The organism is Pseudomonas sp. P179, assembly GCF_000478485.2.
In the GTDB taxonomy this organism is placed as follows: Bacteria; Pseudomonadota; Gammaproteobacteria; order Pseudomonadales; family Pseudomonadaceae; genus Pseudomonas; species Pseudomonas aeruginosa.
Genome location: NZ_KI517354.1, coordinates 4,332,657 through 4,353,395, shown reverse-complemented (window position 1 = coordinate 4,353,395; position 20,739 = coordinate 4,332,657). Strand labels below are relative to the sequence as shown.

General features: G+C 66.0%; 20 protein-coding genes. 5 read left to right on the top strand and 15 right to left on the bottom strand.

Features of this window, described 5'->3' with window-relative positions:
- Positions 1-197 precede the first annotated feature (197 nt).
- Positions 198-575, top strand: coding sequence for a cyclic di-GMP-binding protein MapZ (gene mapZ / locus HMPREF1224_RS32410; protein ID WP_003094864.1), 378 nt, complete (start codon positions 198-200; stop codon positions 573-575).
- Between the two features lie 6 nt (positions 576-581).
- On the opposite strand, the gene radA is transcribed toward mapZ, so the two are convergent.
- Complete coding sequence (gene radA, locus HMPREF1224_RS32405) at positions 582-1,943, bottom strand: DNA repair protein RadA (protein ID WP_010793777.1); 1,362 nt, start codon at positions 1,941-1,943, stop codon at positions 582-584.
- A gap of 109 nt (positions 1,944-2,052) precedes the next feature.
- Here radA and HMPREF1224_RS32400 point away from each other — a divergent pair, with 109 nt between their 5' ends.
- On the top strand, positions 2,053-2,487 hold the full coding sequence (locus tag HMPREF1224_RS32400; protein ID WP_003112796.1) for a CopD family protein: 435 nt from the start codon (positions 2,053-2,055) through the stop codon (positions 2,485-2,487).
- Positions 2,488-2,548: 61 nt separating this feature from the next.
- On the opposite strand, the gene HMPREF1224_RS32395 is transcribed toward HMPREF1224_RS32400, so the two are convergent.
- The 4 genes from HMPREF1224_RS32395 to HMPREF1224_RS45665 all read right to left on the bottom strand — a co-directional run bounded on the left by HMPREF1224_RS32395 (position 2,549) and on the right by HMPREF1224_RS45665 (position 5,509).
- Positions 2,549-2,803, bottom strand: coding sequence for an HP1242/YdcH family protein (locus tag HMPREF1224_RS32395; RefSeq protein WP_003104887.1), 255 nt, complete (start codon positions 2,801-2,803; stop codon positions 2,549-2,551).
- 74 nt (positions 2,804-2,877) lie between these two features.
- Entirely contained in the window at positions 2,878-3,429 is a 552-nt protein-coding gene (locus tag HMPREF1224_RS32390; RefSeq protein ID WP_003121338.1) for an ankyrin repeat domain-containing protein, read from the bottom strand.
- A gap of 53 nt (positions 3,430-3,482) precedes the next feature.
- A complete protein-coding gene (katB, locus tag HMPREF1224_RS32385) occupies positions 3,483-5,024 on the bottom strand; it encodes a catalase KatB (RefSeq protein WP_003094881.1) in 1,542 nt (513 codons plus the stop codon).
- A complete protein-coding gene (locus HMPREF1224_RS45665) occupies positions 5,021-5,509 on the bottom strand; it encodes a hypothetical protein (RefSeq protein ID WP_170835787.1) in 489 nt (162 codons plus the stop codon). Before HMPREF1224_RS45665 ends, katB begins: the two co-directional genes overlap by 4 nt.
- 42 nt (positions 5,510-5,551) lie before the next feature.
- On the opposite strand from HMPREF1224_RS45665, the gene mscL reads away from it, so the two are divergent.
- On the top strand, positions 5,552-5,965 hold the full coding sequence (gene mscL, locus HMPREF1224_RS32380) for a large-conductance mechanosensitive channel protein MscL (protein ID WP_003104883.1): 414 nt from the start codon (positions 5,552-5,554) through the stop codon (positions 5,963-5,965).
- A gap of 104 nt (positions 5,966-6,069) precedes the next feature.
- Here the strand turns inward: mscL and HMPREF1224_RS32375 are convergent, their stop codons facing one another.
- A complete protein-coding gene (locus tag HMPREF1224_RS32375; RefSeq protein WP_003110878.1) occupies positions 6,070-6,846 on the bottom strand; it encodes a ferredoxin--NADP reductase in 777 nt (258 codons plus the stop codon).
- Between the two features lie 106 nt (positions 6,847-6,952).
- Complete coding sequence (locus HMPREF1224_RS32370) at positions 6,953-7,951, bottom strand: DctP family TRAP transporter solute-binding subunit (protein ID WP_003121339.1); 999 nt, start codon at positions 7,949-7,951, stop codon at positions 6,953-6,955.
- Between the two features lie 327 nt (positions 7,952-8,278).
- On the opposite strand from HMPREF1224_RS32370, the gene HMPREF1224_RS32365 reads away from it, so the two are divergent.
- A complete protein-coding gene (locus HMPREF1224_RS32365) occupies positions 8,279-9,403 on the top strand; it encodes a methyltransferase (RefSeq protein WP_003112793.1) in 1,125 nt (374 codons plus the stop codon).
- On the opposite strand, the gene HMPREF1224_RS32360 is transcribed toward HMPREF1224_RS32365, so the two are convergent.
- The 5 genes from HMPREF1224_RS32360 to HMPREF1224_RS32340 are packed head-to-tail and all read right to left on the bottom strand — an operon-like array spanning position 9,404 to position 15,567.
- Entirely contained in the window at positions 9,404-9,979 is a 576-nt protein-coding gene (locus tag HMPREF1224_RS32360) for a nucleotidyltransferase family protein (RefSeq protein ID WP_003104875.1), read from the bottom strand.
- Complete coding sequence (locus HMPREF1224_RS32355; protein ID WP_003104873.1) at positions 9,979-10,950, bottom strand: XdhC family protein; 972 nt, start codon at positions 10,948-10,950, stop codon at positions 9,979-9,981. Before HMPREF1224_RS32355 ends, HMPREF1224_RS32360 begins: the two co-directional genes overlap by 1 nt.
- 3 nt (positions 10,951-10,953) lie before the next feature.
- Positions 10,954-12,201: a cytochrome c gene (locus HMPREF1224_RS32350; RefSeq protein WP_003104871.1), complete on the bottom strand. Its 1,248-nt coding sequence runs from the start codon at positions 12,199-12,201 to the stop codon at positions 10,954-10,956.
- A 2-nt stretch (positions 12,202-12,203) separates the two neighbouring features.
- Entirely contained in the window at positions 12,204-12,743 is a 540-nt protein-coding gene (locus HMPREF1224_RS32345; protein WP_003104869.1) for a (2Fe-2S)-binding protein, read from the bottom strand.
- On the bottom strand, positions 12,736-15,567 hold the full coding sequence (locus tag HMPREF1224_RS32340; protein ID WP_003106770.1) for a xanthine dehydrogenase family protein molybdopterin-binding subunit: 2,832 nt from the start codon (positions 15,565-15,567) through the stop codon (positions 12,736-12,738). The genes HMPREF1224_RS32345 and HMPREF1224_RS32340 overlap by 8 nt, the downstream gene beginning before the upstream one ends.
- Positions 15,568-15,877: 310 nt before the next feature.
- Here HMPREF1224_RS32340 and HMPREF1224_RS32335 point away from each other — a divergent pair, with 310 nt between their 5' ends.
- Complete coding sequence (locus HMPREF1224_RS32335) at positions 15,878-17,089, top strand: MFS transporter (protein WP_003094912.1); 1,212 nt, start codon at positions 15,878-15,880, stop codon at positions 17,087-17,089.
- 159 nt (positions 17,090-17,248) lie between these two features.
- Here HMPREF1224_RS32335 and HMPREF1224_RS32330 read toward each other — a convergent pair whose 3' ends face one another.
- The 3 genes from HMPREF1224_RS32330 to HMPREF1224_RS0112320 form a co-directional block, all read right to left on the bottom strand.
- The gene (locus HMPREF1224_RS32330; RefSeq protein ID WP_003106768.1) at positions 17,249-17,638 is read right to left on the bottom strand and encodes a hypothetical protein; all 390 of its coding nucleotides are present in this window, start codon (positions 17,636-17,638) and stop codon (positions 17,249-17,251) included.
- A gap of 302 nt (positions 17,639-17,940) precedes the next feature.
- Positions 17,941-19,647, bottom strand: a complete 1,707-nt coding sequence (gene cdrB, locus HMPREF1224_RS32325; protein ID WP_003094915.1) for a two-partner secretion system transporter CdrB — start codon at positions 19,645-19,647, stop codon at positions 17,941-17,943.
- 62 nt (positions 19,648-19,709) lie between these two features.
- The coding region (locus HMPREF1224_RS0112320; RefSeq protein WP_010793776.1) for an MBG domain-containing protein at positions 19,710-20,739 on the bottom strand (1,030 nt) is incomplete at its 5' end.

Below are 20,739 nucleotides of genomic sequence, written 5' to 3'. Positions count from 1 at the left end.
CGCTCCGCAGTTGTATTTTGGAGAAAAACGCTTTAGCAGCTTTGGCGAGACTTGACGAACTGTCAAACTCGGACACATGCCGCCGATCCAGCCGCACAGGCGGGGACGGACGGCACCGCCGATCGAATTCCGCCACTTCCCCGCCGGCATGGCTTGGCTATAGTGGTATCCAGCAGCGCGCACCGAGGGATCGCGACATGAGTGACCAGCACGACGAACGTCGACGTTTCCACCGGATCGCCTTCGACGCCGACAGCGAGATCCTCCAGGGCGAACGGCGCTGGGAGGTCTTGCTCCACGACGTCTCCCTGCACGGCATCCTGGTCGGCCAGCCGCAGGACTGGAACGGCGACCCGCAACGGCCCTTCGAGGCCCGCCTGTACCTGGGCCTGGATGTACTGATCCGCATGGAGATCAGCCTGGCCTGGGCTCGCGACGGCCTGCTCGGCTTCGAATGCCAGCACATCGACCTCGACTCCATCAGCCACCTGCGCCGCCTGGTGGAACTGAACCTGGGCGACGAGGAACTCCTCGAGCGCGAGCTGGCCCTGCTGGTCAGCGCCCACGACGACTGAGGCGGGTCACTCGAAGAGGGCGTCCAGGGCCTGCTCGAGGCGCGTCACGGCGATCACCTGCAATCCCGCCGGCGCCTCCTTCGGCGCGTTGCCGAGGGGTACGATGGCACGCTTGAAACCATGCTTGCCGGCTTCCTTCAGGCGCTCCTGGCCGCTCGGCACCGGACGCACCTCGCCGGACAGCCCGACCTCGCCGAACACCAGCAGGTCGTGCGGCAGCGGGCGGTTGCGCAGGCTGGACATCACCGCCGCCATCAACGCCAGGTCGGAGGCGGTTTCCAGCACCTTGACCCCACCCACCACGTTGAGGAACACGTCCTGGTCGTAGGTCGGGATACCGCCGTGCCGGTGCAGCACCGCCAGCAGCATCGCCAGGCGGTTCTGGTCGAGGCCCAGGGTCACCCGCCGCGGATTCGCCAGGTGACTGGTGTCGACCAGCGCCTGGACCTCCACCAGCATCGGCCGCGAGCCTTCCCAGGTGGCCATCACCACGCTGCCGGGCACCGCTTCCTGGGCCCGCGTGAGGAAGATCGCCGAAGGGTTGCTCACTTCCTTCAGGCCTTTGTCGGTCATGCCGAACACTCCCAGTTCGTTGACCGCGCCGAAGCGGTTCTTCACCGCCCGCAGCAGGCGCAGGCGGCCGTCTGATTCGCCCTCGAAATACAGTACGGTGTCGACCATGTGTTCGAGCACCCGCGGGCCGGCCAGGGCGCCTTCCTTGGTCACGTGGCCGACCAGAAAGATCGCCGTGCCGCTCTGCTTGGCATAGCGCACCAGCATCGCGGCGCTCTCGCGGACCTGGGCGACGCCGCCCGGCGCCGATTGCAACTGCTCGGTGAAGATGGTCTGGATCGAGTCGATCACCATCACCCGCGGCTGCTCCTGGCGCGCGGTGGCGATGATGGTTTCGATGCTGGTCTCGGTCATCACCTTGAGCTTGTCTTCCGGCAACGACAGGCGCCGCGCGCGCATCGCCACCTGCTGCTGGGATTCCTCGCCGGTGACGTACAGCGCCGGGACGCGGCTGGCCAGGTTGCAAAGGGTCTGCAGGAGAATGGTCGACTTGCCGATGCCGGGATCGCCGCCGATCAGCACCACCGAACCGTCCACCAGGCCGCCGCCGAGAACCCGGTCCAGTTCGGTGGAGCCGGTCGTGAAGCGCGGCATTTCCTCGACGCTGACCTCCGCCAGGGTCTTCAGGTTGGCCGGCTGGCCGGCCCAGCCGCCGCGGCCGGAGCCGCTCGGCGCGGCCTCGACGACGGTCTCCACCAGGGTGTTCCAGGCCCCGCAGTCCGCGCACTGGCCGGCCCATTTCGGGAAGGTCGCGCCACACTCGGTGCAGCCGTACATGCGCTTGGCCTTGGCCATGGGAACTCCTCTCGCGGGCAAAGCGCAGATGATAGCCGCTGGCTTGATTCCGATCAGCCTCGATCGACCGCGCTTCGCGCGACACTGATGGCCGGACAAGGAGACTTCCATGCGCACACTGCTGTTCCTGCACCTGCTGGGTGCCGCGATCTGGGTCGGCGGGCACCTGGTCCTGGCCCTCGGCATCCTCCCCGGCGCCCTGCGCCGCCGCGATCCCCAGGCGATCCGCGCCTTCGAGCAGGTCTACGAGCGGATCGGCATCCCCGCCCTGCTGCTGCAGGTGGTCAGCGGCCTGTGGCTGGCCAGCCTGTGGCTGCCGTTCGACCACTGGTTCGGCGCCACGCCGGTGGCCCGTGCCCTGCAGCTCAAGCTGCTGCTCCTGGCGGCGACCGCCGCCCTGGGCGTGCATGCGCGCCTGCGCCTGATCCCGAACCTGGACGCCGAGAGCCTGCCGAAGCTGGGCTGGCACATCGCCGCGATCACCCTGGTGGGCCTGGGTTTCGTCGCGGTCGGACAGAGTTTCCGTTTCGGCGGCGCCTTCTGAGCATGCCCACATGAAAAAGGGCGCCGGAGGCGCCCTTTTTCATGCCGTTGTCGTGAATGAATCAATGGCCTTTTCCGTTGGCCTTCCTCAGCCTCTCGGCGATTTCGTCCTTGAGTTGCACCCGTTGCTGCTTCAACCCCTGCAGCGCCAGGTCGTCGAGGGGTTCGCGACCGCCCTCGACCTCATAGATGCGCTTGTCGAGGCTCTCATAGTCCGCCGCCAGGCGAGTGAAGTGGGCGTCGTTGCCATGAAGTTGCTTCAGTTCGGCATGAAAATCCGGAAACTCCCGGGAAAGCGGATGTTGCTCGAGCGGCATGACGGACCTCCTCTGACGTTGTATACGACACCTCCAGACTAGCCCAGCAGGCCTCCTCCGAACATTGCCCCCGATCACCTCGCCGCCGCAGTGCCGTTCAGTTCGCCGCGTCGCAGGCTTTCCACGCTGTTGCCCAGCGCATCGCGGGCGCCAAGGTCGGCACCGCGCGCCGACAGCGCCTGGAGCAGCTCCTCGCGCTCGAACAGCGCCGCGTACATGGCCGCGGTCTGCCCTGCGCCGTTGCGCTGGTCGGGGCTGCATTGCGCGCCGATCAGGCGCCGGGCGATGCGGACCTCGCCCTTGAAGATGGCGCCCATCAGGGCGGTGTTGCCGCGCGCATCCTGGACGCAGGGGTCGGCACCGGCCTCCAGCAATTGTTCCACCGCTCCGCCATGGCCGTGGTAGGCGGCCAGGATCAGCCCGGTATAGCCCTTGGCATCCTGCACATCGAGGTCGAAGCCGGCCTCGACGAACTCCTTCAGCATGGCCTGGTCACCGCGTCGGGCGGCATCGAAGAAGTAGTCGCGCAACCGCGCTTCGACCTCGACCCCATGCACCTCGCCAGCTTGCGCGGCCAGCGCCGCGAGCAGCAAGCCTGCCAGAATCCAACCTCGCATCGTCGTCATCTCCCACCAAACCGATAGAGGAAGGGCGGCCTGGATGGCCGCCCCGGTTGCGATCAATCCTGGAGCTTCGCCGCCAGTTGCCGGACGCGCTGCAGATCGGCCCCGGCCACCTTGGCCAGGCCCGTGCCGTAGTCGCTGTCAGCCTTGTAGAAGTAGGAAAGCATGATGTACTTGCTCTCGTCGTCGGTGATCGCCAACGCCCCGCCGAGACTGGCGATCAGGTCGGCCTGGTCCTTCTTGCCGTAGGAGCGGAACAGCTCGCCGGTCTGCTTGAAGTTCTGCTCGCGCTGGATCTTCGCCTGCTGGGTGGTGCCGCTCAGCGGGGTCCGCACGTAGCGGGCGCTGGCCTGCTCCTCGCGCGGATCGAGCCGGCTCGGCTGGTAGTTCACCCCGCTGGTACTGTGTCCGGCGTTCAGCGCGCCGTCCTGGTTGACGGTATTGACCTCGCTGCGCGGGCGGTTGACCGGCAGGCCCAGGCCGTTGGCGCCGACCCGGTACATCTGGGTATCGGCGTAGGCGAACAGCCGTCCCTGGAGCAGGCGATCCTCGGAGGGCTCGATGCCCGGCACCAGGTTCGACGGCGCCATGGCGACCTGTTCGGTTTCCTGGAAGAAGTTGTCGACGTTGCGGTTCAACACCATCTGGCCGATCTTGCGCTCGGGAATGCCCGGCCAGATCTTGGTCGCGTCCAGCGGGTCGAAGTCGAATTTCGCCAGGTCCTCGGGCTTGAGCACCTGGATGTACAGGTCCCATTTCGGGAAGTCGCCCTTCCGGATCGCGCTCACCAGGTCATTGGTCATGTGGCTGTAGTCGCGCCCCTGGACTTCCGCCACCTGTTTCGGATCGAGGTTCTTCTGGCCCTGCAGGCTCTTCCAGTGGAACTTCACGTAGTGCACTTCGCCCCTGGCGTTGACCAGCTTGTAGGCATGCACGCTGTTGCCGTCCATTTCCCGGTAGCTGGCCGGGGTGCCCTCGTTGGAATACAGCAGGGTCAGGGTGCGGGTCGCCTCCGGCACGTGGGAGAAGAAATCGAAGCGTCGCGAGTCGTCGTCGAGGTTGCTGCGCGGGTCCGGCTTGAAGGCATGGACCATGTCCGGGAACTTGATCGCATCGCGGATGAAGAAGGTCGGGAAGTTGTTGCCCACCAGGTCCCAATTGCCGTCTGCGGTATAGAACTTGGTGGCGAAACCGCGCGGATCGCGCAGGGTTTCCGGGGAGTGGTTGCCGTGCACCACCGCGGAGAAGCGCACGAATACCGGGGTCTTCTCGCCCTTGCGGAAGACCTTGGCCATGCTCAGGTCGCTGATATCGGCACTGGCGACGAACTCGCCATGGGCGCCGGTGCCGCGGGCATGCACCACGCGTTCGGGAATACGCTCGCGGTCGAAACGTTGCAGCTTCTGCAGCAGTTGCACGTCCTGCAGCAGCACCGAACCGTTGGGCCCGGCGGTCTGCGAGTTCTGGTTGTCGCCCACTGGCGCACCGTTGTCACGGGTCAGGGTCGCGGCCTGCACGGACAGCGACAGGAGGCTGGCGGTCAGGCTTGCCGCCACCAGCAGGCGGCCGGGACGGAAGGCGTTCAGGGAAGGGTTCATGGAAGAGCTCCTAATGGCTTGTCAGGCGTCTTGTTGCGCCCGACCAAGGTAAGGAGCGCCGCCGGCGACGCTAAATTGAAAAACCTCACCGCGCCGATTAGGAATATCAATGCGCCCATGAATCGCAAAAAGAAATAAAAAAGACCGCCAGCCGAAGAAAGCCCGCGCTGGTGCACCAGACACTCCCAGTCCGCTCGCCGGTAAACGAGTTCACCTTCGTTATTTGCCTGCGAAGTTAGGTCGGAGAACCTCGCCACTCCAACTTCAACTTCCGGCATCTGCATGGCGCAGTTCCAAGTTGCCGAAGTTGCTTTGTCTTCTTTCTTGGCGAATTCCTGAAAATCGACATGAGTGTAATGTTTTTCCTCTAAACTTCGTTTCTCCCCACAAGACCCGACGCAAACGTATGCCTTGCGAATTTTCGCGTTGCCGGGGGGAACCAAAACACCAATCTTCCAGCCTGAGCAACTTGCCGAAGGCTGCATTAGACTGCCTTTACCTATTAGCGAAATACAGGGAGTGAACCCATGGGTCTTCTGAGTGAATTCAAAGCCTTTGCCGTCAAGGGCAATGTCGTGGATATGGCTGTCGGTATCATCATCGGCGCGGCCTTCGGCAAGATCGTCTCGTCCTTCGTGGGCGATGTGATCATGCCGCCGATCGGACTGCTGATCGGCGGAGTCGACTTCTCCGACCTGGCGATAACGTTGAAGGCCGCCGAAGGCGACGTGCCGGCGGTGGTGCTGGCCTATGGCAAGTTCATTCAGACCGTACTCGACTTCGTCATCGTGGCCTTCGCCATCTTCATGGGGGTCAAGGCGATCAACCGCCTCAAGCGCGAAGAAGCCGTCGCGCCGTCCGAACCGCCAGTGCCGAGTGCCGAGGAAACCCTGCTGACCGAGATCCGCGATCTGCTGAAAGCCCAGCAGAACAAGTCGTGATCGCGTCGGCGGAACAATGAAAAAGGGCCCGAACGGGCCCTTTTTCATTGCCGGACAACACGCCGGGCGGCAGCGTTATCCGCCGCTACTGCGCGGGCACGCACCTACCAGTAGTTCTCCACCGCCACCTGCCCCGGGCGCCGCGTCAGACTGAGGTTCATGCCGCGAGCCTTCAGCACGGCGCGGGTGTCCTCGATCATCTGCGGGTTGCCGCAGAGCATCACCCGCGAATGCTCCGGGGTCAGTTCCAAGTCGGCGGCACGCTCCAGATCGCCGTTCTCGATCAGCGTGGTGATACGTCCGTTCAGGCAACCGGGTACCTGCTCGCGGGTCACCACCGGAATGAACTGCAGCTTGTGGGCATGCTCGGCCAGGTATTCGCGCTCGGCGAGGCCGGCGATCAGCTCGCGGTAGGCCAGCTCCTTGCTCTCACGCACGCTGTAGACCAGCTTGATGCTTTCGAAGCGCTCCCAGACTTCGAAGTCCTGCAGGATCGAGACGAACGGCGCCACACCGGTACCGGTGGCCAGCAGCCAAAGGTCACGACCATCCACGAAGCGGTCGAGGGTGAGGAAGCCGAAGGCCTGGCGATCGACCAGCAACTGGTCGCCCTCGCGCAGGCGGCTGAGTTCGCTGGTGAACTCGCCGTCCGGGACGACGATGGAAAAGAAGTCGAGGAATTCGTCATGAGGCGCCGAAACCATCGAGTAGGCGCGCCAGACGATACTGCCGCTGGGCTTGTACACGCCGAGCCGGGCGAATTGCCCGGCGCGGAACCGGAATCCCGCGTCGCGGCTGGTACGCAGGGTGAACAGGTTGGGAGTCAGAGGCTGCACGTCGAGCAGCGTCTGGCGGGTGAATTTCTCTTCGCTGGCGGTCATGGTCCGCTCCGGATACCGATACTCCCCTAGTGTCCCGCAAAGCACCCGGCAGAAACACCCGCAAGGCTTGTGGCTATCCCCGCTGACGGGAATAGCCAGCGGCCGATCAGCGCTTGCGGTTGACCACCTGGGCCGCGCGCAACACGTCACTACCGATCTGCGCCTCGTAGTTCTTCCACAGCGGCTTCATGGCGTTGCGCCAGGCCTCGTGCTCTTCCGCGCTGAGGCTGACCAGGCGGCTCTTGCCGGCTGCCAGCAGGTGCTCGCGCTCCTTCTGGTTGAGCGCTTCGGCTTCCTTGTTCACCACCAGGGTGACCTCGTCGACGATGCTCTCCAGTTCGGTGCGGGTCTGGTAGGGAATGCCGGTCCAGAACGCCGAACTGGTGATCAGCATGTAGCTGAGCGCGCCGTGATTGGTCTCGGTGATGTACGGCTGCACGCTGTCGATCTTCTGTCCGGCGAGGTTCGACCAGGTGTTCTCGGTGCCCTGCACGCTGCCGGCCTGCATGGCCTTGAGGGTCTCGGCGTAGGACAACTGCTTGGCGGTGGCGCCGAGCATGGCGAACTGCGCTTCCAGCACCGACGACGGCTGGATACGGAAGACCAGGCCCTTGGCATCGTCCGGCCGGTGCAGCTCGCGAGTGGCGGAAAGCTGCTTCATGCCGTTGTTCCAGTAGGCCAGGCCATAGATACCGTGCTTGGCCATGGAGCGCAGCAGTTCGCGGCTCTTGTCGCGCTTCTGGAAACGCTTCAGGGCCTCCAGGTCATCGAACAGGAACGGCAGGTCGAACACCTGGAGTTGCTTGGTATAGGGCTCGAACTTGGACAGCGAGGTGGCCAGCATCTGCACCTTGTTGGCGCGCAGGGCCTCGATCTCGTCGGCGTCGCCGAACAGCGTCGAGTTGGGGTAGACCTCGACCTTGACCTTGCCCGGCAGACGCTCCTCGGCAAGCTTCTTGAACAACAGCGCCCCCTTGCCCTTGGGCGTGTCGTCGGAGACCACATGGGAGAACTTGATCACGATCGGGCCGGCGTCCTCGGCATGGGCGACGGCGGAAACGGCGAACAGTGCGGCGAGCGCCACACCGACAAACGGCTTGAACATCGATGTACCTGTGCGATGGCAACGACGAGCCCCGCGACGGCTCGCACGGGTCTCGTTCGGGAAACGGGTTGGGTGACGGTCACCGCTCGAAGTGGCGAAGGCGCCCGTCCAAGCGCTACCGGGTCATGACAGGCGCTATCGAAGCCCTAGCCCGGTTATTATTGGCGTGCCCGGCTGGATGACTCGTCGGTAAGGAAACGACTAACCAGAGCCGGGTAAAGAATTTTTCGGCATATCCGTGTGCCGCACAAGCTGGAGAACTCCAACCAGCTCTCAGTTTCGACAGATTGTTAATTGACGAGCGGGATTCGCCCCGCCGGGAACCCGATGCCTCTATTCGCCACCCCCTTCGCCCAGCTCGACCTGGTCCGCCAGCCCGAGCAGGACGGCGAGCCCCTCCAGGCGTTCGACGCCGCCGACGAATACCTGCTCAACCAGTTGCACGAACGGGGCGTGACGGCGCAATGCCGGGTGCTGGTCCTCAACGACGCCTTCGGCGCCCTCGCCGCGAGCCTGGCGCCGCACGTCCAGGTCACCAGCAGCGGCGATTCGCACCTGGGCTTCCTCGCCCTGCGCAAGAACCTCGCGCGCAACGGCCTCGACCTGGGTTCGGTGCGCTTCGTCCCGGCCAGCGAAACCGCCGTGGGGCCCTTCGATCACGTGCTGGTCAAGGTGCCGAAGACCCTCGCGTTGCTGGAGGAGCAACTGATCCGCCTGCACGGCCAACTGGCACCGGGCGCGCAGGTCGTCGCCGCGGGGATGGTCAAGCACTTGCCGCGCGCCGCCGGCGACCTGCTGGAACGCTACATCGGCCCGATGCACGCTTCGCTGGCGGTGAAGAAGGCCCGCCTGCTGATCGCCGAGGCAGCGGAGCGCCCGCAACCGCGCTCGCCCTATCCGACCCGCTATCGCCTGGAGCAGCCGCCGCTGACGCTGCTCAACCACGCCAACGTATTCTGCCGGGAGGGTCTCGACATCGGCACCCGCGCCTTCCTCCCGCACCTGCCACGCAGCCTCGGCGCGCTACGCGCCGCCGACCTGGGCTGCGGCAACGGGGTGCTCGGCATCGCCTACGCGCTGCTCAACCCGCAGGCCGAGCTGGCCCTGGTGGATGAGTCGTACATGGCCGTGCAGTCGGCGCGGGAAAACTGGCGAGCGGCGCTGGGCGAGCGGCCGGCGACGTTCCGCGCCGACGATGGCCTGGCCGGCCAGGCGGCGGGCTCGCTGGACCTGGTCCTGTGCAACCCGCCGTTCCACCAGCAGCAGGTGGTCGGCGACTTCCTCGCCTGGCGCATGTTTCTCCAGGCTCGCGATGCCCTGGCGGCGGGCGGCGAACTGTGGATCGTCGGCAACCGCCACCTGGGCTACCACGCCAAGCTCAAGCGGCTGTTCCGCGGGGTCGAGCAGGTCGCGGCGAATCCGAAGTTCGTGATCCTGAAAGCGGGAAAATAGTCAGCCGAGCGCCGCCGGGGTGTCCACGTCGCGGAGTACGCCCGGATCGTCGCACGGCACCTCGCACCAGGCCGGACGATGGGCCTGCAGCACACGGCGCGCGCCCTGGTCGCCGTCCAGTTGCGCAAGCGCGTCCCAGAAAGCGCGGCCGAACAGCACCGGATGGCCGCGCTGACCGTCGTACAGGGGAAACACGATGGCTTCGGGAGTGGCCATCGCGGCCAGACGCTCGAGGGTATCGGCGGCGATCCAGGGCATGTCGCCGAGCAGGACGGCGATGGCCCGGGCCGTGCTGTTCCTCGCCGCCGCGACGCCGGCGGCCAGGCTGTGGCCCATGCCCAACGATGCATCGAGGCTGTGGACAAGCCGCTGCTGCGCCGGCAGGCCCAGGCTCGCCGGGGTGTCTCCGGCACGCACCACCACCCGCACCTCGGCGAACGCCTCGCGCGCCCGCGCCACGCTGGCCGCCAGCAGGGTCGTGCCATCAGCCAGGCGCGCCAGGCGCTTGTCGCTGCCGAAGCGGCGCCCCTGCCCGGCCGCCAGGACCAGGCACAGCACCTCGTCGGCGGCGACCATCAGAGCCGCTCGCGGGGAATGCCGTTGCGGATGCGAAGAATGTCCGCCAGCACCGCCAGGGCGATTTCCGCCGGCGTCTTGCTGCCGAGGTTGAGGCCGATCGGCGCGTGGATCCGCGCCAGTTCGGCATCGCCCAGGCCGCCGATGCGCCGCAGGCGCTCGAAGCGTTTCTCCGAGGTCGCCCGCGATCCCATCACGCCGATATAGAAGGCTTCGGTACGCACCGCCTCGAGCATCGCCAGGTCGTCGATCTTCGGATCGTGGGTCAACGCCACCACCGCCGTATCGGCGTGGCAACCGCCGTCGGCGATGAACAGCGAGGGCAGCTCGCGACGGATCTCGATGCCCTCCAGCACCACGCCGCGCAAGGCTTCTTCGCGCGGGTCGCAGAGGATCACCTCGAAGCCCAGGCCCTTGCCGAACTCGGCGCAGGCATGGGCGACGCTGGAATAGCCGGCCAGCAGCAGGCGCTGGGCAGCGCCGACGCGCAAGCGCACGCACTCGCCGTCGCGTTCAGCCCGAGGGCCGTGGCTGGAATCGTCGCGCAGGCTGCGCGCGCCGCTGCCCAGCTCGACCTCGCGGAGCAGGCGGCGCTGACCAAGCAACGCCGACTCCAGCTCGCGCAGATGGGCCTGGACATCGCAGTCCGGCGCCAGGTTTTCCACCAGTACGTCGAGGATGCCGCCGCAGGGCAGGCGGATGTTCGAGTTCGGGTCGTCGCCCTCGCCGTAGCGCACGATCACCGCGGGATCGGGGAAACCGCCGGCGGCGACCCGCTCGAGGAAATCATCCTCGACGCAGCCGCCGGACAGCGAGCCGATCCATTCACCGCTGGCGTTCACCGCCAGCAGCGATCCCGGCGCGCGGGGCGCCGAGCCGTAGGTCGTGAGCACGGTACAGAACCACACCCGTTCGCCGCCCACGGACCACTTCAGCGCCTTGCGGACCACCTGTAGATCGAGGTGTTGCACGATTCACTTCACCTTGACGGTATGCGCCGAAGCGCTCTCCATCTTCAATTGCGCGACCTGTTGGGGACCGAGGTCACCGGGCAATCCGCCCCAGGTCTGACGCAGGTAGTTGAGCAGGTCCGTGAGTTGCTCGTCGTCGAGTTTCCCGGCGAAACCGGGCATCGGTTGCATGCGTTCGAAGCCGGTGAACTGCTGTTCGACGATGCCGTCTTCGATCACTCGCAACAGATTACGCGGGTCTTGCAGGCGCAGGGTAGTGTTGCCGTTCATCGCCACCGCGATATGCGGCTTGCCCTCGCCTTCGCCGCCGTGGCAGCCGGCGCAGACGTTGAGGTACTGCTGGCGACCGCGCTTGCCGCTGTCGTTCAGCTGCGCCTCGGGCAGCGCCTGGACCACCTTGGCCGGCGGCGGCTGGTCGCCGAGCAGGTAGGTGGCCATGGCTGCCAGGTCGCTGTCGTCGAGGTGCTGGGTGCTGTGGTGCACCACCGGGAACATCTCGTTGAACATGCTGCCCTGGGCGCTCATGCCGTGCTTGAGGAAGCTCGCCAGGTCCGGCTGGGTCCAACCGCGCGCGGCAAGGTCGCCGGGCAGCAGGCTGGGCGCCAGGTAGCCGTTGAGCAGGCCGCCGCTCAGGCGCTTGTCCTGCGCCAGGGCGCCGGCCAGGTTGCGCGGGGTATGGCACTCGCCGCAGTGGCCGAGCACCTCGACCATGTACTGCCCGCGCTTCCAGGCCTCGCTGCGCCCTTCCTCCGGCTGCAAGCGCACGCTCTTGCCGTAGAGCAGGTTCCAGCCGGCCAGGCCCATGCGCACGTTGAACGGGAAGCTCAGGCTGGTCTGCGGCGCCGGCCGGGCGATCGGCTCCTGGGCCATCAGGTAGGCGTAGATGGCGTCGGCATCCTCGCGCTCGATCAGGTGATAGGAGGTGTAGGGCATCGCCGGATAGAGGTAGGCGCCGTCCTTGCGCTTGCCCTCGGTAAGAGCGGCGAAGAACTCGTCGGCGCTGTAGGCGCCGATGCCGTGTTCCTTGTCCGGGGTGATGTTGGTGCCGTAGATGGTGCCGAACGGCGACTGGATCGGCAGCCCGCCGGCGAACGGCGCGCCGCCCTCGGCGGTATGGCAGGCCATGCAGTCGGCGGCGCGGGCGAGGTATTCGCCGCGCTTGACCAGCGCCGCGTCGGCGCCGGCGGCGGAGGCCAGGAACGGCGACAGCGCGGCCAGCGCCAGGGCGAGGCCGGAAAGGGTGCGCTTCATCCTCAAGCCTCCTTGACCAGGCCGAGTTCGTCGAGCACGTCGCGGGTGGCGCTGTAGTAGCGCACGTAGCCGGTGCAACGGCAGATGTGATGGCCGAGGCTGTCCTCGATCGCCTGCTCCAGCTCGCTGCGCTTGATCGGCTGGCGCTGGGCTTTTTCCACCAGCACGGTGGCGGCGTTGACGAAGCCCGGCGCGCAATAGCTGCACTGGAAGGCGAACTGGTCGACGAACTTCTGCTGGATCGGGTTCAGCTCGCGGATGTCGCCATTCTCGTCGCGCTGGGCATGGCCCTCGATGGTGCGAACCTTCTTGCCGTCGAAGTAGTGCGCGCCGGTGATGCAGGTGCGCACTTCCTCGCTGGTGCCGTCCGGATTGTCGACGATCACCACGCAGGCATGGCAGATGCCCTGGCCACAGCCCAGGCGCGAGCCGGTGAGGTTCTGGTATTCGTGCAGGTAGTCGATCATCGGCAGGTCTTCGGCGACCTCCACCGGACCGACGGTTTGACCGTTGAGGGTCATCTGGAGCTTGCGGTTAGCCATGGAGGGCCTCCTTGATGCGGGCGGGAGTGATGGGCAGGTCGCGGACGCGCTTGCCGGTGGCGTGCGCCACGGCGTTGGCGATGGCGCCGACCACCGGGATCATCACCACCTCGGCGATGCCTTTGGCCGGATCGGTCGGCGACAGCGGCGGGAGGATCTCCGCCGTCTGGTTCCAAACCGCCACGTCCTTCGCCCGCGGCAACCGGTAGCGGTTGAAGTTCCAGTCCCCTTCCGCAGGGCCGCCCTCGTAGAGCGGCATTTCCTCCAGCAGCGCATGGCCGATACCCATGGCGATGCCGCCCTCCAGCTGGCCCTTGACCAGCTCCGGCACCAGCACCCGGCCGCACTCGATCCAGGAATGGTGGTCGAGCACCTGCACCTCGCCGCTGCCCTTGTTCACCTTCAGCTCGACCAGGGTCGCCACCGGACTGTAGTAGGTGACCATCGCGTTGTTCAGCTGGGTCGCCGGATAAGCCGGATTCTGCCGGTCGAGCAGGTGGAAGCCGGCGCTGTTCATCATCGCCTTCTTCACTCCCGGCGCGCCGTCGCCGTACTTCACCGCCATGGCGTCGAGCGGCAGGCGCTCGCGCACGCCATCGATGACGAAGTCCGCCTCGGCCCAGCTCCAGCGGTTGAAGCCGTGGACGCTGACGCCGGTGACCAGGCCCATCTCGTGGGCCTTCTTCGCCAGCTCGGCGAAGGGAATCGGCGCCAGGCCGTTGCCGGTCAACTGGCCGTCGACCCATACCGCGTTTTCGCGGCGCACCACATAGGGATTGGCCTGGCCGCCGAACGGACCGCTGCGCCACAGCTCCAGGGCCGCCGGCCACAGGCCGTGGTTGAACAGCACGCGCGCGGCTTCGCGGGTGGCGTGGCTGAAATAGAACGCCGAGTTGGTCGCCGACGACGGCGAGGCCAGCTTGCCGACCCAGCGCGGATCGCGTAGCGCGGCGTCCTGCTCGGCCTGGCTCATCAGGTAGGGATTGCCCTTGGTGGTGAGCCGCAGCTCGGGCCATTCGGTCTCGGCGGTCTTCACCTCGTCCGCCGGACGGCCGAGGAAGTCGCCGACCACGAAGGCCTGCGAGGTGGACATCCCGGTACCGATCTCGGTGCCGATGTGGCGCAGGCTGATGCGCCCGTCGGCGCTGAACTCGATGCTCGCCATCGGCGCCTCGGCGCCGGTGCCGAAGTCCTTCTGGCAAATGGCGAAGCCGACCCCATACCAGTTGTCCGGGTCTTCCGCGTCGAAGCGCTTCTTGCGTGCGTCGCGGTCCTTCCAGACCTCGTGGGCAGCGGCCTTGTCGAGGATCTCGTGCAGGCGCAGGGCACCGGCCGGGACCGCGCCCTGGGTGTTCTTCATGCCCGAGCGCAGGGCGTTGCGACGACGCAGGTCGATGGCGTCGACGCCCAGCCGGCCAGCGATCTCGTCGACCATCATCTCGGTCGCGGCCATGGTCTGCAGGGTACCGTAGCCGCGCATCGAGCCGGCCTCCACGCCGCGCGAATGATAGGCGGTGACCGCCAGGTCGTTCTGCGGCATGTAGTAGATCGACTGCGCGGCGGTGGCGCCCACCGCCGCCACCGAGGCGCTGTAGTTGGCGCGCCCGCCGCCGTCGGCGCTCATGTCGGCGCGGAAGATGCGGAAGCCGAGGTCGTTCCTGTCTACCGCCAGTTGGTAGCGGATGTCGAACGGGTGGCGCTTGATGCCGCTCTGGAACTGCTCGTAGCGGTCGTTGGCCAGGCGCACCGGCACACCCTCGCCATACAGCGCGGCGAGCGCGGCATAGAAGACGAAGATGTTGTTGTCCTTGGAGCCGTAGCCGACGGTATAGCCCGGATGGATGTTGAACTTCTCCAGGGCGAAGCGCGACGGCTTGATCATGTGCACGCTTTCGTAGGCGACTTCGAACGGGCACTGGGTGGCGACCACGAAGTGCAAGGTCTTGCTCGCCGCGTCGTACCAGCCGTTGCCGTTGTCCGGCTCCAGTGCCGCCGGCTCGATCGATGGGGTCTTGTAGCGCTCGTCGAAGACCAGCCAGTCCTGCGGCGGGTTTTCCAGTTGCTCGGCCATGCGCTTGGCATGGAACAGCCCCTGCTCGGTGAGGTCGCCGTGCAGCTTCGGCTCGCTGGTCCATACCGGTTTGCGGTTGAGGATGGTGGGGAACAGCATCGAGTCCTTCAGGCTGGAGAACTCGTCGTCCTCGTAGGGCGTCTTGCCGCCGACCCGGACGAAGCGATAGCTGCCGTAGGGATCGCCCTGGTACAGCGGGGCCTGGGCGCCATAGCGGATCGCCTTGTCGTTGAACTTGAGCTTGAGCTTGGCCCGGCGGAAGCGCTCGAAGTCGTTCCAGATCAGGATCGCCACCGGATGGCCGATGAACATCGGCACCTTGCCCGGCGGCAGGAGCGGATCGGGCGAATGCGCCTCGGGGAAGACGATACCGTCCTTCTCCAGGTCGGCGGCGGTGACGATACGGTCCGGCTGCAACTCGGCGCCCAGCCAGGAAAGGTCGTGGCCTTCGTAGATGCGGTCGGCGCGAACGGTCTTCAGCAACATGGCGTGGCCTTGCTGCTGCGGCCAGCCGGGCATGTCCCTGGCGCGGATATCGCGGGCGAACACCTTGTTGCCGCAGACCTTGGACAAGGCGTCGTTACGGAAACGGACCTGACCGTTGCCCGCCATCCAGCGCTGGGCGGAAACGGTCACCTGGTTCTCGAACAAGGCAGCGAACGCCTGGCTGCCGAGCGGCGCCAGGGTGACACCCACGCCGGCGATCAACCCGCCCTGGAGAAAGGCGCGCCGGGATATATCACGGTTGGACATGCAAGTTCCTCTGGGTGGTACGGTTCCCACCCATGTCGTTATTCAGGCTTGAACAGCTCGTCCGGACGGACGAGGTGGAGCACGCAGGCGGAAAAACCTGACTCAGGAGTTAATTTTAGCGACAAGTCGCACCCGAGGAAAAGTCCCGTCTACCGCTGGAAGGCCCCATGGACACTCGACTTTGGTCGCCTGCCAGGCCGGCTCCAACCTTTTCGTGCGTTTCTCTGAATCTTCGATTTCGGCAATGGCAACAGCCAAGAGGTAACCACATGTTACTCTCCGCCCTCCTCTCGAAACGCCCGACCCCCGCATGTCCAGCCAACCCAGCTCCCTGCTCCGCCATCGTCCCTTCCTCGCCTTCTGGCTGGCCCGCGTCTGCACCGCCAGCGGCTTCCAGATGCTCACCGTGGCCATCGGCTGGCACATCTACGAACTGACCGGCAATGTCCTCGACCTGGGCCTGGTAGGCCTGGTCGAATTCCTCCCGCGGGTACTGTTCATGCTCCACACCGGGCATGTTGCCGACCGCTACGACCGACGCAGGATCGCCGCCCTCTGCCAGGCCGGCCAGGCCCTGGTGGCGGTGGCACTGGTGCTCGGCGCGGCTTCGGGAGAGATCACCCGCAACATGATCTTCGTCCTCGCCTTCGCCCTCGGTACCGCCCGCGCCTTCGAAATGCCGACCACCCAGGCGCTGCTACCGAACCTGGTACCGGCCGGGCTGTTCCCGCGCGCGGTGGCCGCTTCGGCTTCGGCGATGCAGGCGGCGACCATTGCCGCCCCGGCCCTCGGCGGCCTGCTCTATGCGTTCGGTGCCTCCTGGGTCTACGTGCCGACCGCGACTCTCTACGTCCTCGCGTGCGTCCTGACGCTCAGCCTGCCGGTACGCAACCAGCCGCTCACCCAGGGCAAGGCCACCCTCGACTCGCTGCTCGCCGGCATCCGTTTCATCCGCAGCCGACCGGACATCTTCGGGGCGATCTCCCTCGATCTGTTCGCCGTGCTCCTCGGCGGCGCCACCGCCCTGCTCCCGGTGTTCGCCAAGGACATCCTGCTCACCGGGCCCTGGGGCCTCGGCCTGCTGCGCTCGGCTCCAGCGGTGGGCGCCCTGGCAATGTCGTTCTGGCTGGCGCACTTCAGCATCGAACGCAACGTCGGGCGGATCATGTTCCTCTCCGTGGGCATCTTCGGCCTGGCAACCATCGCCTTCGGCCTGTCGAAATCGTTCTGGCTGTCCCTCGGCGTGCTGGTGGTACTCGGCGCCGCGGACATGGTCAGCATGGTCATCCGCGGCGCCTTCGTGCAGCTCGAGACCCCCGACGAGATGCGCGGCCGGGTCAGCGCGGTGAACGGCCTGTTCATCGGCGCCTCGAACCAGCTCGGCGAGTTCGAGTCCGGGCTCACCGCACACTGGTTCGGCACGGTACCGGCAGTGGTCCTCGGCGGGATCGGCACCCTGGTGGTCACCGGAGCATGGATGAAGCTGTTCCCTAGCCTGGCGCAACGCGACCGCCTGCACTGAGGCCAATGCCGTCGCGCGCCGCTGCCCCGACAGCGGCGTATCGGCGATAACGCCTGGGGCGTTATCCGTCCTCCCCATGGAACACCGCACCTTCTCGGCAATAAGAAAGCCCGGCATCGAGCCGGGCTTTTCTCGCACCTTGCGGCGTTATCCCCGGTGTCAGGCGGGGCGCCGCATCTCCCGATGCAGGCGGTCGACGGTGCGCTCGCTACCGTTGTCGGCCAGGCGCAGATCGACGCGCCCCATGTCCTTGTGCAGACGGTCGACGGTCTGTTCGCTGCCGTTCTCGGCCAGGCGCGCCTCGCGGCTGGTCATGTCGCGGTGCAAGCGATCGATGGTCTGCTCGCTGCCGCTTTCGGCGACCCGGCGTTCTTCCTGGACGCGCGGCGCCTGGGTCTTGCGCAGGCGTTCGAGGGTACGGTCGGAACCGTCGGAGGCGATCAGTTGTTGGGCACCGCGCAGGGCGATGGATTCGACCCGCGGTGCAGCGAAGGCGGCATTGGCGGTCAGGGTAGCAAGGGCGATGGCGAGGATCAGCGGGCGTTTCATGGCAGTGGCTCCAGGTATTCGTTACGTGGGGCCATTCTCTGTTCGGGAAACTCGATTGGAAAACGAAGCGCGCCAATAGTATTCATCGACGTTTGAAATAGTGCGAAGAACCGCTCTAGTACAGTAGTTACAGCAAGAATACGCCTCTCCGACCGGCCTTGGCACGGATTGACGGCATCGATATGAAAAATCGAAGAAATCGAAAGTTTGAGAAAAACACTCGGAATTGAGCACGGACCTCCCTCTCCGCAGAACCGGAGAGGGGCTCCGTCAGCAGCCTCCGGAACGGAGGCCGGCAGGGTTCAGAAGCGCGCCACCACGTTGAACAGGACCCGCGTCTCGCGCTTCCCATCGCGCTGGTCGGCTGGCTCGCCGATGACCTGGCGGGCAATCTCCGGGTTGAACGACAACTGGTCGGTGAGGTTGAAGCGCACCCCGGCACCGATCGAGCCGAGCTTCTGCTGCTCGTCATCGTCCACGTCGAGGTTGTAGGTCTTGCCCCAGTCGTAGAAAGCGTAGGCCTGGTAGCTGCGCAGCCAGCTATAGCCCACCGCCTGGCCATAGCGCGGTTCGAGCTTCAGGGCGAAGCCACGGTCACCGGTGATGTTGCCCGGGGCGAAGCCGCGACCGATCCCGCTGCCGCCGACGCCGAAGCGCTCGCTCGGCAGCAACGGGTCGAAGCTGTACTGCCATTGCAATTCGCCATACACCGACCAGGGTCCACCGAGCCCTTGCAGACGCCCGATGTTGCCGTTGAGATAGACGAAACGTCCGTCGGCCACTTCGCGGGAACGACGTTCATCGTCCTTCTTGGTCGCGCCCCACATGTCCAGGCCGATGTTGTTGCGCACCTCCGCCAGGTTGATGCCCATCCAGCGGTCGACCCAGTCATAGGTCAGGCGTTGCTGGAACACCCGCACATGGTCACGACCGGGGTTCGAGGCGTCGCTGGCGAAGTCGCGCAGGCGGGTCTCGGTATCCTTCCACTGCAACGCCAGGCCGCCGCTCAGGTTCTGCGAGCGCGAGCGGATGAAGGGATGGTTGTAGGAAATGCTGCCTTCGGTGCTCTTGCTGACGCTGTCGAAGGGGAATACCGAGTCCGGGATGTCCGGGTTGACCTTCGAATAGGAACCCATGATCTGCAGGGTATCGCCGGCGAACATGCCACCCAGCGGCAACGTACCGCGCAACTGGATGTAGCGGGTGGCATCGCTGAACGGCGAGATCGCGCCGAGCACGTCGATCTGCTCGTAGAAGCCCAGGCGGGAGAACTCGGTGGCGCCGAAGGCCAGGGTGGTCGGGTCGGTGTAGTGCGAGCCGCGGTTGTCAAGGCTGACGAAGCCTTCGTATCGCTGCTGTTGCAAGGCCACGTCGAGGTTCGACGAGCCCAGCGCCTGACCCGGGCTGAGCACGCTCTGCACGTTGACCCCCGGCAGGTCGCCGACCAGCAGCAGGCCGCGCTCCAGGGTATCGGCATCCAGCGGACGTTTTTCGGTCAGCGGCGCGAGCAGTTCCTCCACTCGCACCCGCGGCCCATCGACGGTTCCCTTGATCTGCACGTGTTCGAGGTAACCCTCGATCACCTGCAGGCGTACCTTGCCGCCCTCGATGCTCTGCTCCGGCACCACTACCTGGGTCAACAGGTAGCCGTCCTGGCGGTACTTGGCGGTGAGGCGGTTGGCCAGGTCGACCAGTTCGGCCAGGGACACCTGCTTGCCGAGCATATGCTGGTAATAGGACTCGAGCACCGCCTTGTCATAGCGGGTGTTGCCTTCGATGCGTATCTCGCGCAGTTCGAAGCGGATCTGTTCGCTGCCTTGCGGCGCGACCTGCTTGGGCACCACCAGCGGCGCCTCGGGCTTGGCTTGCGGCTCGCTGCGGGGCTTGAAGCGTTCATCAAGCTGGGATGGCTGTACAGTCCCTGGCAACTCCACGGCGGCGGCGGAAGCAGCCAGCATCCCGCAGCCACAGAGCGTCACCCAGCGAAGCGTCCATTGCGAAGGTTTCATCATTCACCTCGGGCAGATGACGCACTACCGCCCGGAGACGATAGTGCGCATTGCGAAAAGGGTTAGAAATTCAGAGGCTTGTTGAAGCAGCTCCAGTAGTCGGCCAGGTAGCTCTGGTTCGAGCAACCCGCCCCACTCTCGGCCTCTGCTCTGAGCGGACGATCGGTGAACTGCCCCACCCGCTTGGCGCTGGCGTCCTCCGCCGGACCCGCGGCGGTAGCCGGCAGCAGGTTAGGATCGCTGACGTCCATGCCCAGAGCGTAGGCGCGCAGGAACGGGTTTTCGAGGAACGGGTTTTCCAGCGTGGTGGTGCGGTAGACCGCATCCCCGGGGGTATCCGGATCGCGCCCCTTCTGCAGTTCGCGCAAGTCGGAGAGCGCTGCCAGTTGCCCCAGGTCGCCCGGCGTGACCGGCAGCGGCAGGATGCTCAGCAGGTTGCCCTGGTAGTTGAGCTGGTAGTTGCCGCTGGTGAGGGCAAGCCCACCCTGGAGGATGTCGTACTGGCCTACGGCTTCGCCGCCCACCCGACCGAGCCCGCCGGCGAGCACCTGACCGGCGCTATCGCCATTCTTCAGGCCGCTGACCTGGTAGGTCAGGCTCGGGTCGGCATCGCCCAGGTTGTTGCCCTGGTAGCTCAGATCGTAGTTGCCCTGGAGGATGTCGTACTGGCCTACGGCTTCGCCGCCCACCCGACCGAGCCCGCCGGCGAGCACCTGACCGGCGCTATCGCCATTCTTCAGGCCGCTGACCTGGTAGGTCAGGCTCGGGTCGGCATCGCCCAGGTTGTTGCCCTGGTAGCTCAGATCGTAGTTGCCCTGGAGGATGTCGTACTGGCCTACGGCTTCGCCGCCCACCCGACCGAGCCCGCCGGCGAGCACCTGACCGGCGCTATCGCCATTCTTCAGGCCGGAAACCTGATAGGTCAGCGCCGGGTCGGCGGTGCCGACCTGCTTGCTCTTGGCATCGGCGAATACGTTGAGCAGCGCCTTGGTGATGGTCAGGTCATTACCCTGGTAGGCCAGGTCATAGTTGCCACTGGTCAGCACCAGGCCGCCCTGGTTGATGCCATACACACCCACGTTCTCGCCTGCG